Source organism: Halomonas sp. PA16-9, assembly GCF_009728585.1.
GTDB lineage: Bacteria > Pseudomonadota > Gammaproteobacteria > Pseudomonadales > Halomonadaceae > Vreelandella > Vreelandella titanicae.
Genome location: NZ_CP040452.1, coordinates 277,849 through 291,439 on the forward strand (window position 1 = coordinate 277,849; position 13,591 = coordinate 291,439).

The following is a 13,591-nucleotide window of genomic DNA, read 5'->3' on the forward strand; positions in this document are numbered from 1 at the left end:
CATTGTGCTATGCACCAGCGTTACAGAAGGAGCTGAAGCACTTCCATGGGTGAGGTTTAGCGTCATTTCGCAGGGAGAGTCAGGGCAGTTGGAAGTGTCAGCGTCGCCCAAACTTTGAAAGCGTTGTCGCCTTAACTCACCAACAGGCATTGGGTAACCTTTCGCCACTCGAACTTAAGGTTATATCCTCTTCACAGCCATCATCTTGAACGGTGCTCGCAGTCAGTAGGAAGCCGTCACCGTTAATACTCTCAGCAATCTCATAATTTTTTTCGGGGGATAACTCACTGATGGTGCAATCGCTATAGCTGTAAGAGCGCGTGTAACAGTGCTCAAGCTCTGAAGCGGCTTGCATAAGGCCTGCATGGGCGTCGGTTCGCACTGATTTTTGCACGTAGCGGGTATAGCTGGGGTAGGCAATGGAGGCGACGATGCCGATGATCACCAGCACAATCATCAATTCAATGAGGGTGAAGCCGCGCTGGCCATTCAGTAAAGAATGGCCAGTCGAAAGATGAGAGGTATAAGACACGCGGCTTCGCTCCTGTATTAGTGGGCTCATACCGTTTTAGTATGTCGCAAACTAATACGCATTGCATTGCGAGGCCTATGGTTAGCTGCTGGCGATCACCTTTTCACGCAACTCCTTTGGCATAGAGAAAGTAATGGTCTCCTCGCGGCCCTGTAGCTCTTCAGGTAATGCAGCCCCCATAGTCTGCAACTTGGCAATCACACCTTTCACCAATACTTCAGGGGCACTGGCGCCTGCGGTGACGCCTACACGCGCTACGTTCTCAAGCCACTTGGGGTCGATCTGGTCAGCGTTATCGATCAAGTAGGCGGGCGTGCCCATGCGCTCAGAAAGTTCTCGCAAGCGGTTAGAGTTGGAGCTATTGGGGCTGCCCACCACCAGCAATAGATCGCTCTGGGACGCTAGCTCACGTACTGCATCCTGACGGTTCTGCGTGGCGTAGCAAATATCGTCATTGCGTGGCCCCTGAATCTCGGCAAACTTATCGCGCAGCGCGTCGATCACCTTAGCGGTATCATCCATCGACAGCGTAGTTTGGGTCACGAAGGCCAGCTTTGAGGGATCATTCACCTCCAGCTTAGCGACGTCTTCTTCATCCTCTACCAAGTAGATACGCCCACCGTGGGAGGTGTCATAACGCCCCATAGTGCCTTCAACTTCCGGATGGCCTTCATGACCAATGAGAATGCACTCTTGACCACGCTTGGCGTAGCGCAATACTTCCAAGTGCACTTTGGTGACCAGCGGGCAGGTGGCGTCGAATACCTTCAAGCCCCGCCGCTCAGCATCGGCTTGCACCGCACGGGAAACGCCATGGGCGGAGAAAATGACGATGACATCGTCCGGCACTTCATCCAGTTCTTCAACAAACACTGCCCCACGAGCGCGCAGCGTTTCGACCACAAAGCGATTATGCACAACCTCATGGCGCACGTAAATCGGCGGGCCAAACACATCCAACGCGCGATTAACGATATCAATCGCGCGATCCACACCGGCACAAAAACCACGCGGATTGGCTAACTTGATCTGTATGGGCTGTGCTTGCGTCGTTTGCATAGTAGCGCCTTGATGCGTAAGCGGCATCGCTTAGTGAATTAATGCGTTGTCACCGGTTTGACGTCGAGCACTTCGACCTCAAAGGTGAGCGTGCGGCCTGCTAACGGGTGATTGAAATCCACCTCGATACGATCACCGTCAATGGTTTTGACCACACCTGGCAATTCCGTTCCCGCTTTATCGGCAAACGACATTACCATACCAATTTCCGGGGCTTCATCGCCAAAATCTGCCCGCTTCAGGGTTTGAATATTTTGCGGGTTGTGCTGGCCGAATGCATGCTCAGGGGTTATCTGAAAGGTACCCTCCTGCCCCGCAGCCAAGCCTTTAATCGGATGCTCAAAACCGGGCGGCAAATTTCCGTCGCCAAACTCGAAGGTAGCCGGTGCTTTGTCTTTGGTGGAGTCCACCAAAGTGCCATCTTCCAGCTTTAAGGTGAAGTGTAGCGTCACCTCCATGCCTTCATCGATCAGATAGTCGCTCATTGCAGTTCTCAACGTTCGATTAATGGGAAGTCTTGGCCGCTTTTTTGCGCCGCCGCTCGCCCATAATGGATTCCCAGATTAAAGCGACCGCCCCCAGGGTAATCGCTATATCCGCCACGTTAAACGCCGGGTAGTACCACCCAGCGACGTGAAACGATAAAAAGTCGACCACATAGCCATGCACCAGGCGGTCGTAGAGATTCCCCAGCGCCCCGCCAATAATCAGCGGCAGCGCTATCGCCAATAACTTTTCATCGTGTTTGATGCGTGAAAGCCACACCGTCAACGCTACGCTGGCACCTACGGCAATCAACGCAAAGAACCAGCGCTGCCAGCCAGGATGTGTGGCTAAAAAGCTGAACGCCGCACCAGTGTTGTGCAGTAGCGTCAGGTTAAAGAACGGCAGTACTTCGACCGGTTGGGCGTAGCCTAACTGACTGCTGGCCACGTATTTGGTGATCAAATCCAAGGCAACTACTGCCACAGCCAGCCACAGCCAGCGCAGTGGCCGCTGCATCGTCGGCCGTGCGTTTGTATCCTTAGGTGCCTGCTGTTCATTAGGCATGCTTTTATCTTTACGCATAGTGGCGAATCTCACCACTGCCTTCGGGGAGGTTGCTGATACAGCGACCACATAGATCCGGATGATCAGCGTGAGTGCCGACATCCGGGCGATGGTGCCAGCAGCGCTCGCACTTGGTGTTGTCGCTGGCTTTGACTGAGACTTTCAGGCTATCAAGTTCCGTCGCTTCTGCATCGCCTGCATCAGTCTCACTTGCAGAAGACAAGGGCTTCAGCGTGACTTCGCTAGTTAGCATCACAAAGCGAAGTTCATCACCCAGTTTAGCCAGAGTCGCCTGCAGGTCATCGCTGACATACAGCGTGACTTCAGCTGCCAAGCTGCCTTTAATGACTTTGGCATTACGGGCATCTTCAAGACACTTGTTGACCGAGTGCTTGACTTCCAGCACTTGCTCCCAGAAAGCACGACCCAGTTCAGCATTTTCTTCCAGGCTGCCAAGGTTAGTGTAGTAAGTCTCCAGCAGCACGCTGTCGCCGCGCTTACCGGGGATGTTTTCGTGAATCTCCTCAGCGGTAAAGGAGAGAATCGGCGCAATCCAACGACTCAGCGCTTCCACCACGTGATAGAGCGCGGTTTGTGCACTGCGCCGCGCCAACGAATCGGTTTGCGTGGTGTACTGGCGGTCTTTAATCACATCCAGATAGAAGCCACCCAGTTCCCGGGCGCAGAAACCATGCACCTGTTGGTAAACATCCAGGAAGCGGTACTCTTCGTAGGCTTTTTCGATCCGCGCCTGCAATTGGTGGGCACGATCCACCACCCACTGATCCAGTGCCAGCATATCGTCAAACGCTACCTGGTTTTTCTCTGGATCAAACCCGTTAAGGTTCGACAGCAGGAAGCGAGCGGTGTTACGAATCCGCCGATACACATCAGAGGTGCGTTTCAAAATTTCGTCAGAAACAGCCATTTCGCCAGAGTAGTCGGTGGAGGCGACCCACAGGCGCAGAATATCGCCGCCCAGCTTGTCCATCACTTCCTGGGGCGCGACCACATTGCCCAGCGACTTGGACTGCTTGCGGCCCTGGGAATCGACGGTAAAGCCGTGGGTCAGCAGCTGACGATACGGCGGATGGCCATCAATCGCTGAACCGGTGAGCAGCGATGAGTGGAACCAACCACGGTGCTGGTCGGAGCCTTCCAGGTAGAGGTCCGCCCGCGGGCCGCTTTCGTGGCCATGGGGGTGCGAACCGCGAAGTACGTGGCGGTGGGTGGTGCCAGAGTCGAACCAGACATCCAGGGTATCGGTGACTTTATCGTAATCCGCCGCTTCGGCACCCAGCAGCTCTGCCGGGTCGAGTTTGAACCAGGCATCGATGCCTTCCAGCTCAACGCGCTTGGCCGCCTCTTCCATCAACCCAACGGTGCGCGGATGCAGCTCACCGGTTTGCTTGTGTAGGAAGAACGGGATCGGCACGCCCCAGTTACGCTGGCGCGAGATACACCAATCCGGGCGGTTGGCGATCATGCTGTGCAGGCGCGCCTGGCCCCAGGCAGGCGTAAACGCCGTGGCTTCGATACCTTCAAGGGCACGTTCACGCAGGGTTTTGCCATCTTTGCCTTTGATGTCCATTCCCACAAACCACTGCGCCGTGGCACGGTAGATCACCGGCGTTTTGTGGCGCCAGCAATGCATGTAGCTATGCTTGATCGGGATATGCGCCATCAGCGCACCCACTTCGCGCAGTTTTTCGACGATATGCGGGTTGGCCTTCCAAATCATCTGGCCGCCGAAGAACGGCAGGTCGTCAACGTAAACGCCATTTCCCTGCACCGGGTTGAGCATGTCATCAAACTCCATGCCATGCTCGCGGCAGGTGATAAAGTCATCCATACCGTAAGAGGGCGCGGAGTGAACGATACCGGTGCTACCCACCTCAGACTCGACGTACTCTGCCAGGTAGACTGGCGAGAGCCGATCGTAGAATGGGTGACGGAAATTGATCAGGTCGAGGTTTTTGCCCTGGGTCGTAGCAATTACCTTGCCTTGCAGGCCAAAGCGCTCCAGGCAGCTCTCCACCAACTCTTCCGCCAGCAGCAGCAAACGCTCGCCAGTATCGACCAGTGCATAGGTGAACTCAGGGTGAACGTTGAGCGCCTGGTTGGCCGGAATGGTCCACGGCGTGGTAGTCCAGATCACCACTGCCGCAGGCTTGGCCAGTTCGCTTAAGCCAAAGGCGGCGGCGAGCTTGTCGGCATCTTCTACCGGGAAAGCGACGTCGATGGCGTCGGATTTCTTATCAGCGTACTCGACTTCGGCTTCCGCCAGCGCCGAACCACAGTCAAAGCACCAGTTGACCGGCTTCAAACCTTTAAACACGTAACCCGCGTCGACCATCTCGGCCAAGGCACGAATCTCGCTCGCTTCGTTGGCGAAATCCATAGTGCGGTATGGGTGATCCCAATCGCCAATAATGCCCAAACGAACAAAGTCGGCCAGTTGTGTTTCAACTTGGGCGCCAGCGTATTCACGGCAAAGCTCACGGGCGTGTTCCGGGGCCAGGTTCTTGCCGTGAGTGGTTTCTACTTTGTGCTCAATAGGCAAGCCGTGGCAGTCCCAGCCGGGCACATATGGCGCATCAAAGCCGGCTAAATTCTTCGATTTAACGATAATATCTTTAAGGATTTTATTAACGGCGTGACCAATATGAATACTGCCGTTGGCGTAGGGAGGGCCATCGTGCAGCACAAACAGCGGCGCGCCCGCGCGCGCTTCCCGCAGGCGCTGGTAAATGTTCATATCCTGCCACTGGGAAACCCGCCCTGGCTCCTGCTTTGGCAGCATGCCGCGCATGGGGAAATCAGTTTCAGGCAAATTCAGCGTGTGCTTATAATCCATGGTCTGGTCAGCCGTTGTTAGCATCGGCGGCATCATCCGCCGAAGAAGAATCAGAAGGAATCGTGTTTGAAGACACCGCATTTGAAGACATTGCACTTGAAGACATGGCCTCACGCCCAAGCGGGGCCGAGGCCAGCGGAAGCGAATAGTCCTGTTCAGCGTTCTCTTGGTCAGCGCTATTTTGCCCACCTATTGCCGCCGTTAAATAGTGGCGAGCGCGGGCCTGGTCACGTTCAATTTGCGCTTTAAGTGCCTCAAGGTTGTCAAACTTCACCTCGCCCCGCAGGCGCGCGCAGGGAAACACCGTCATGCGTTGGCCGTAGAGATCACCTTTAAAATCCAGCAGGTGCACCTCCAGCGTTGGCCGTTCCGAACCCACCGTAGGGCGGAAGCCCACATTCGCCACTGCTGGGTAGCGCTCGCCATTTTCAAGCTCAGCCACCACCGCATAAACCCCACGCAGCGTTAATGGCTGGGGCATCAGTGGCAAATTGGCAGTCGGTACACCAATGGTGCGCCCCAACTGCTGGTCGCGCACCACTCGGCCATGTAACGAATAGGCGCGGCCCAGCAAACGCGCAGCGGCAGAAAAATTGCCGCTGGCAAGCAGCGTACGCACCCGCGAACTGGAAACCCGCTCGTCATCCACGGTAAAAGTACGCGTGTGCTCTACGCCAAACCCCTGTTCGCTCCCGACCTCCGCCAGCAGGGCAAAATCGCCGCGGCGGTCGCAGCCGAAGCGAAAATCATCGCCCACTACCAGATGCTTGACGCCTAGCCCATCAATCAACACCTGATCGATAAACTCACGCCCGGTAAGGCTGCGCAGCGCATCGTTAAACGGCAAGCAGAGAACCTGTTCAGCGCCAAAATCGCGGAGCAGCCGTACTTTCTCGCGTAGCCGGGTTAAACGCGGTGGTGCTTGATCACCGGCAAAAAATTCACGCGGCTGGGGCTCGAACACCACCACTGTTAACGGCACACTCCAGCGCGCCGCATGCTCTCGGCACTGCTGCAGGATGGCTTGATGGCCGCGATGCACCCCATCAAAATTACCGATGGTGGCAGCGCAGCCACGATGAGCCGCTCTCAAGTTGTGCAGACCTCGAATGACGCGCATGGCACCTCAGCCGTTGGAGGACATAAAGCCTCTGATTATAACGAACCCACACCCCAGGATGCAGTGTTATGAGTGCATTTTTAAATGACGAACGCGCAAACCCAGTGCCGCCAGCCACGCAAAGTACAGCGAGCCGCCCAGTATCACTAGCCCGGTGACCCAGCTTATCCGTTGCCAAAGGCCAAACGCGAGCCAAGCCTGCCAGTCGGGCGCAATAAAATAGAGGGCCGCGCACATTAGCCCGCTGCCACCTAGTAACTGCACCGAATAGCGCTTCCAGCCCGGCTGAAAGACCAACACTCCCTGCTTATGCAGTAAGTAACCCAACAGGCCCGCGTTCAGGAACGCAGAAAGCGCGGTGGCTAACGCCAATCCGGCATGGGCCAGCGGCCAAATCAGCAGTAGGTTAAACACCATATTAGCGACCATGGCGATAATGCCTACCTTCACCGGGGTTTTGGTGTCTTGGCGAGCAAAAAATCCCGGTGCCAATACTTTGATCAGCATAAAGGCTACCAAGCCAAAGGCATAAGCACGCAGACTCATGGCCGCCATCTGTATGTCGTTGTCGGTCATCGCTCCGTAATGAAACAGCGTGATTAACAGCGGCTCGGCCAGCACCGCCAGCGCCAGTGCCGCGGGCAAGCCTAACAGCAATACAATACGGATCGCCCAATCAAGCATCGCAGCAAAGTGCTCCTTGGACTGGTCAGCATGGCGTTTAGAAAGTGCCGGTAAAATCACCGTCCCAATGGCCACCCCAAACACGCCCAGCGGCAGTTCCACTAAGCGATCCGAGTAGTAAAGCCACGACACGCTGCCCGCCGCCAGCAATGATGCCAAAACGGTATCCAGCAGCAGGTTAATTTGCGATACCGATACCCCAAACAGCGCAGGCCCCATGAGTATCAGTATGCGTCGCACGCCCTCATGAGCAAAATTAGGCCAGGGTGTGGGCATCAACCCCAAGCGCAGTAAAAACGGCACCTGAAAAACCAACTGTGCCGCCCCGGCGATCAACACGCCCCAGGCCAACGCCATGGCGGGCTCTTCCATTAGCGGCATTAAAAACAGCGCCGCCCCAATCAGCGAAAGGTTAAGCAGCACTGGGGTAAACGCGGGAACCGCAAAGCGGTTCCAGGTATTCAGCACGCTACCGGAAAACGCGGTGAGCGAAATCAACAGTAAATAGGGAAACGTTAAGCGCAGCATATCGGCGGTCAGCGCCAATTTTTCCGGATCACTGCCAAACCCAGGGGCAAATACCCAAATCAGCCACGGCGCACAGAGCATCGCCACGGCGGTAATTAGCGCCAGCACCGCCGTTAAGCTACCGGCAGTGGCATTCAGCAGCGCGCGTATTTCCTCCCGACTTCGCTGGGTGGAGTACTCCGAAAGCACGGGTACAAAGGCTTGGTTAAACGCCCCTTCAGCAAACAGACGGCGCAGAAAGTTAGGGATCTTAAACGCCACGAAAAACGCATCGGCGCCATCCCCTGCCCCTAAGAAGGTAGCGATAACCACATCACGCGCCAGCCCCATCACTCTCGACAGCATGGTCATGGCACTGACTACAAGCCCCGAGCGCATTAGCCCGCGACGCACGACTGTGGTGCTTGGAGATGTGTTGGGCGCTTTCTTCGCTGTCATAAGCTATCCAGAAAAATCATCTAGAAAAATCATCCAGACACAAAAAAACCGGCCGCAGCCGGTTTTTTTATGGCGCCTGCCGGCTTACGCCGCCAGTGCCTTAATACGCTTGTTCAAACGGCTCTTCAGGCGAGCTGCTTTCTTCTTAGACAGCACGTCTTTGTCTGCAATACGGTCAACGACCGGTTGCATTGCCTTGAACTCTTCCATTGCCTTAGCGTGGTCGCCGGTGCTGATCGCTTTCACTACACGCTTGATGTAGGTGCGGACCATGCTGCGCTGGCTGGATTTCAGGACGCGACGGTTCTCGGCCTGGCGGGCGCGCTTGCGAGCTTGCTTGCTGTTCGCCACAGGGTATCTCCTTGGAGAATAAAGGTTGCCGACAAAACGGCAACGAAATTAAATATGTGTTCGTCTGCTGTGCTGCCACAGCACGACGTTTCCGCAACAACCAATTGATTTGGCAGGCGTATCACCCTACCAAAGTGTGTAGCAGGCAGTCGAAATAAGCTGCCCGCTCACGGGACTTGTCTGAGAGGATGGCGTAGTCTATCACGCACTTGGCGAGCTTGCTAGCTACGCCTTTACAAGTACAACGTATAACTTTAAAAGCAGGCTGCCCAGCGCAGACCTACTCAAAGGAAACATGTCAGTGTCATTGCGGCGTTTACACACTCGCTTACTACTAGCCATTTGCATACCGTTGATACTCGTATCGACAACGTTGCTGCCTGTGCTCCATGTCCATATGGAGTCCCGACTAGATAGCCTGCATACCGAAGCAGATGCCTTATTGAAAGCTGGCCAGGAGGCACTAACCCGCGATATTAATGAAAGCCTAAATTACGCGCTGGCGATTGCCGAAATGCCTGCGTTAAGGCGGTACCTGGTAGCACAGGACAACTCGTCGATATCAGCCCAGCCTTATTCGCTTAGCGACTTATCGCAACTTTCAACCTTTCTAAACACGTTGATCAGCCACAACCCTCGCTATACCAAGCTGGTACTCATTGATAATCATGGCAGCGAAGTACTCCGTGCACCTAAAAGTATTCAAACGGGGCCCCGCGTGAATGCCAATCATCATGCCTATACCGACTATTTCAAAGGAGCCTCTTCACTGCAGCCACGCGATCTTTATATCTCGCCACCGGGCCGTAACCTCCAATTCGAGCTAATGGGTCGCGACGTGATTCCTGTGGTCAATGTGTCGACACCCGTTTTTGATGCCATGGGGGAACGCCGTGGCGTGGTGCTTTTGAGCCTCAATTGGGATTACCTTACCAGCGCCCTACGTCAGGCCATGTTGCTTGACCAAGATGCCAATGCGATTTTAATCGACGCCCAAGGACGATGGCTGCTCGATGAAGGCCTCCCGCCATTAAATACGACGAGCTTTGGCAGCGATTTTGCCGCCCTTTCTCCTCTCTATTGGCAAGCCATGCAGCAGCGCAACACAGGTCATGCCAAGGTCGATGGTCAGCTATTACGCTTTCAGACTGAAGATATACGCACTCAGCGCTACCGTAGCCTAGCGGGTACTGTTTTCAGCGAAAACGCTTACTACCCTTGGAAGCTGGGCGTGACATTACCACTACCTACTTGGCGATCCTTAATAGAAGAAGAGACCACCGTGCTCTGGTTTCTACTGTTGACCTACGGTGTCGCCGTCGCCTTTGGAATATTCTGGGCTCTCAGCAGCCAGCGTCAGCGCCAGCTACGTAGGGCGGCTCAGCGCCACGCTCATGAAGTCAGCGATCTTTATGAAAACGCCCCCTGTGGCTACCACTCGCTCGATACCACAGGGCGAGTGATCAAAATGAACCGCACCGAGCTCGCTTGGCTAGGCTACACCGGTGAAGAAGTTATTGGTCACATCACTTACCGAGAATTGATCACGCCAGAAACCCGCGATCAGTTTGATAAAGCTTTCGCAAACGTTAAACAAAATCAACCCAGTAGCGCTGAATGCAGCCTGCTAACCCGAAACGGCGAGCAGCGTCACGTCATGATTCAAGCCTCAGCCTTCTGCCGCAATGGTCAGTTTGTGCATTCGCGCGCTACCGTCTTTGACCTTACCGAGCGCAAAGAGCTAGAAGAGAAACTACGCGCCCAAGCCATGACCGACCCCTTAACGGGGGTCTTCAATCGACGCTATTTACAGGCCCAAGCAACGACTGAAATATCCCGGGCGCGAAGGCAAAATTTCCCAATCGCGCTCATCGCCATTGATATTGACCACTTTAAGCACATTAACGATACGTACGGACATGACGCAGGCGATGACGTACTGAAAAACTTCACCAAAATAGTAACCAAACTGCTTCGACAGGAAGACTTGCTATGCCGAGTGGGCGGCGAAGAGTTTGCTATTTTGCTTCCCAATACCTCGCTTTCTCAAGCGGAACAGGTGGCCGAGCGAATACGTAGAACAACGGCAGTTACCCCCATTAACGTCACAGCTGAGCACGCCGAACAGGCACTTTGGCTGACTGCTTCGCTAGGGGTAACGACTATTCTAGACAACGAAAAAGCACTTAAGCCTGCCCTGAAACGCGCCGATATAGGGTTATATCAGGCTAAAGATAATGGCCGTAATCAAGTGGTTGTTAACGCGGCGTAGCAGGATTACGTGCTCGAAGGTACAGCTTGCACAGCCAAAACACTGCTGTAATTGCCAATTATGGGTACTTCGATATAGTGCACAGAATAAACATGGTCACTAGCGCTACGCAGGTTCTGAAGAAAGCACCTCCTAAGCATAAAGCTCCCATAGGAATGAAGCTCAAGGTTACCTAATGGATGAGACACCCCGCTTGCGGATGTTTGCTGGGCCCAATGGCCTGAACTCAACCAACAAGTGCAGCACGGGCGTGCCACCAGTCCAAAATCGCCAGCGCGTATTGCAAATCGACCCAGCATGTTCGTGTCCAGAGTGCCTGATAGCAGCTCAAGCCCGGCTCGTAGATAGGCGCAACTCCACACCCAACCATTGACATCTACAATCAACCCTACTATATTTTATCTATGAAATAGGGAAGGAGCGTATGGATGATCAAGGGCTAGATACTTTATTAGCGCTCGATGGAACTCAGTACGGCATCCAAGGTGATTTTTGGGTCAAGTTTGAGGTGCGGCGAGTCAAGGCAACACCGAACATCCCCCATGGAATAAAATATAGCTTGACCTTGCATCATAAGAGCGGGACACGGCTACTTGGCTTTGACAACGCACATGCTCCAAAAATCAAACGCAGAAAGTTTGCGGGACGACGCGAAGAGTGGGATCACCGCCATTATCGCAGCGTTGTCAGTGATTACTTCTTTGATTCTGCGGCTCACTTGATTGAAGACTTTTGGAAGCATGTCGACGAAATACTCCGAGAGGAAGGAATATGACAACCGTCAAGATCGGCATCATGAACCGTGATGAATTCCGTGAGCGCACAATCTCAATTGCCAAAGGTTTCTATAAACCTGCTCCTGATGAGCCTAAGGTATGGTTTGATAGTGTCGAGTCCATGTCTCGTCTGTTAAACACGAAAAACCTTGAACTTCTCAAAACGATTCGGCGCTGCAAGCCGCAATCATTAGGGGAGCTTGCTGAGATAACCGGGCGTCGAAAAGAAAGTTTGAGTCGCACCATTAAAAAGATGGGCGATTATGGCTTAGTGGAAATCCAAGAAGGCCCACGACATGCCAAGACCCCTGTGGTTACTGCCGATAGCTTTGAAGTCACGTTAATGTAAAAAGTGCAAAACAGGCAAAGTGCAAAACAGGCATTTTTCTTAGCGGTGCACCGCGGACAGTAACTGTATTCAGCATTTAAGGCACAGCCTGCCCCGGGCGCTAAAATTTTGCGCAAGAAATGGCGCGTTCGCTCATCTTTGGGTGCAGTGAACAACTCTTCAGGAGGCGCTTCCTCGACGATGCCGCCCTCGTCCATGAAGACAACCCGATCCGCTACTTCCCGGGCGAACTGCATCTCGTGGGTGACCACGATCATCGTCTGGCGCTCTACCGCTAACTGTTTCATCAGGCTCAATACTTCCTCTACCCATTGAGGGTCAAGTGAAGAGGTGGGCTCGTCAAAAAGAATCACGTCGGCGTTGGCGGCCATGGCACGGCCAATACCCACCCGCTGCTGCTGACCGCCGGAGAGAGAAGCGGGATAAGCATCTGCTTTGTCTGCCAGACCGATGCGCTCAAGGATCTCTCTTGCCCGTGCATGGGCCTTAGCCTTCGGCAGTTTGTCCACCACGATCATCCCCTCGCTGATATTCTCCAGCGCGGTTTTGTTGGCGAACAGGCCGTAGTTCTGAAATACAAAGGCGGTACGCCGGCGCAATGCCAGGATATCTGCCCGGCTGGCACGCTGGGTATCAACGCTCAAATCACCCACCTGCAAACGGCCTGCATCAGGGCGTTCAAGAAAGTTGATACAGCGCAGCAACGTCGACTTACCTGTACCAGAAGGCCCAATGATCACAATGATCTCACCCTGGGCAAGGCTCAAGTTGATATCTTGAAACACCGTATGGCCACTAAAACGCTTGGTAATGCCTTGCAGCGAAATCATCGTTGGTAGGCCTTATTCAGATAAATTTCTAACCGGCGCTGCCCCCAGGAAAGTACTTCAACTATCACCCAATAAATCAGCGCCACCAGCAGGAATGCTTCTAAATAGAGGAAGCTGCCCGCAGCCTCTTTTTGCGTGGCCCCCATAAGCTCGGTCACGCCCAGCGTAAAGGCCAACGAGGTCGCTTTAATCATATCGATGAAATAGTTCATCAGCGTCGGCGTTGCCACGCGGGTTGCCTGGGGCAGAATGATGCGGCGCATCAGTTGCGACTGGGTCATCCCGATGGAAAGCGCGGCTTCAGTCTGGCTGCGATCAATCCCGACAATCGCCGCACGAATGGATTCGGCCATATAGGCAGAGAAGTGCAGCGTCAGGCCTAGCACGGCGGCGGTAACGCCGGTAATTGAGATTAACGCGCTGATCAACTGCGGCAAGCCATAGTAGAAAAGAAACAGCTGAACCAGCAGCGGCGTACCTCGAAAAAACGAGATAAACAGCAGCGAGAAGCCGTTCAAGAATGGCACTTTTGATACGCGAACTACCGCCAGCAGGCACGCCAGAATCAGCGCAAAGAACATGGCAATCGTTGCCATTTGAAGGGTGAGCGGCAAGTAGCGCAGCAGAACCGGCAGCAGCCCCCACATGTATTCGAGGTTAAGCATGATAATTAAACATAGGCTAAATCGCTTATAAGCAAACGGCCGTGGCAATGCCACGGCCGCGTTGAACGGATCAATTCAGC

General features: G+C 54.2%; 12 protein-coding genes and 1 pseudogene. 3 read left to right on the plus strand and 10 right to left on the minus strand.

Annotation, left to right across the window (positions count from 1 at the left end; genetic code table 11):
* Positions 1–136: 136 nt before the first annotated feature.
* The 8 genes from FDY98_RS17725 to rpsT all read right to left on the minus strand — a co-directional run bounded on the left by FDY98_RS17725 (position 137) and on the right by rpsT (position 8,619).
* A complete protein-coding gene (locus FDY98_RS17725) occupies positions 137–532 on the minus strand; it encodes a type IV pilin protein (RefSeq protein WP_340147031.1) in 396 nt (131 codons plus the stop codon).
* 81 nt (positions 533–613) lie between these two features.
* Positions 614–1,618 carry a 4-hydroxy-3-methylbut-2-enyl diphosphate reductase gene (gene ispH, locus FDY98_RS17730; RefSeq protein ID WP_089691641.1) on the minus strand — a complete coding sequence of 335 codons (1,005 nt, stop codon included), beginning with the start codon at positions 1,616–1,618 and terminating at the stop codon, positions 614–616.
* An 11-nt stretch (positions 1,619–1,629) separates the two neighbouring features.
* The gene (fkpB, locus tag FDY98_RS17735; protein ID WP_022521982.1) at positions 1,630–2,076 is read right to left on the minus strand and encodes an FKBP-type peptidyl-prolyl cis-trans isomerase; all 447 of its coding nucleotides are present in this window, start codon (positions 2,074–2,076) and stop codon (positions 1,630–1,632) included.
* Positions 2,077–2,095: 19 nt separating this feature from the next.
* Entirely contained in the window at positions 2,096–2,641 is a 546-nt protein-coding gene (lspA, locus tag FDY98_RS17740) for a signal peptidase II (protein ID WP_027956922.1), read from the minus strand.
* Between the two features lie 10 nt (positions 2,642–2,651).
* Entirely contained in the window at positions 2,652–5,522 is a 2,871-nt protein-coding gene (gene ileS / locus FDY98_RS17745) for an isoleucine--tRNA ligase (protein ID WP_035538132.1), read from the minus strand.
* Positions 5,506–6,618 carry a bifunctional riboflavin kinase/FAD synthetase gene (ribF, locus tag FDY98_RS17750; RefSeq protein WP_155706038.1) on the minus strand — a complete coding sequence of 371 codons (1,113 nt, stop codon included), beginning with the start codon at positions 6,616–6,618 and terminating at the stop codon, positions 5,506–5,508. The genes ileS and ribF overlap by 17 nt, the downstream gene beginning before the upstream one ends.
* 66 nt (positions 6,619–6,684) lie before the next feature.
* Positions 6,685–8,268: a murein biosynthesis integral membrane protein MurJ gene (gene murJ, locus FDY98_RS17755; protein WP_196518306.1), complete on the minus strand. Its 1,584-nt coding sequence runs from the start codon at positions 8,266–8,268 to the stop codon at positions 6,685–6,687.
* Positions 8,269–8,352: 84 nt separating this feature from the next.
* Positions 8,353–8,619: a 30S ribosomal protein S20 gene (gene rpsT, locus FDY98_RS17760; protein WP_008959243.1), complete on the minus strand. Its 267-nt coding sequence runs from the start codon at positions 8,617–8,619 to the stop codon at positions 8,353–8,355.
* A gap of 295 nt (positions 8,620–8,914) precedes the next feature.
* On the opposite strand from rpsT, the gene FDY98_RS17765 reads away from it, so the two are divergent.
* The 3 genes from FDY98_RS17765 to FDY98_RS17775 all read left to right on the plus strand — a co-directional run bounded on the left by FDY98_RS17765 (position 8,915) and on the right by FDY98_RS17775 (position 12,016).
* Complete coding sequence (locus tag FDY98_RS17765) at positions 8,915–10,891, plus strand: sensor domain-containing diguanylate cyclase (RefSeq protein WP_155706039.1); 1,977 nt, start codon at positions 8,915–8,917, stop codon at positions 10,889–10,891.
* Between the two features lie 424 nt (positions 10,892–11,315).
* Positions 11,316–11,666, plus strand: a complete 351-nt coding sequence (locus tag FDY98_RS17770; RefSeq protein WP_155706041.1) for a toxin-antitoxin system TumE family protein — start codon at positions 11,316–11,318, stop codon at positions 11,664–11,666.
* Positions 11,663–12,016 carry an HVO_A0114 family putative DNA-binding protein gene (locus tag FDY98_RS17775; protein WP_022521973.1) on the plus strand — a complete coding sequence of 118 codons (354 nt, stop codon included), beginning with the start codon at positions 11,663–11,665 and terminating at the stop codon, positions 12,014–12,016. The genes FDY98_RS17770 and FDY98_RS17775 overlap by 4 nt, the downstream gene beginning before the upstream one ends.
* Positions 12,017–12,114: 98 nt before the next feature.
* Here the strand turns inward: FDY98_RS17775 and FDY98_RS17780 are convergent.
* Both FDY98_RS17780 and FDY98_RS17785 read right to left on the minus strand, forming a co-directional pair.
* Positions 12,115–12,846, minus strand: a pseudogene (locus FDY98_RS17780) (amino acid ABC transporter ATP-binding protein); the annotation flags it as partial.
* Positions 12,843–13,511 (minus strand): amino acid ABC transporter permease, encoded by a 669-nt coding sequence (locus FDY98_RS17785; protein WP_155706042.1) that lies wholly within the window; start codon positions 13,509–13,511, stop codon positions 12,843–12,845. The pseudogene FDY98_RS17780 and the gene FDY98_RS17785, both read right to left, overlap by 4 nt.
* Positions 13,512–13,591 lie beyond the last annotated feature (80 nt).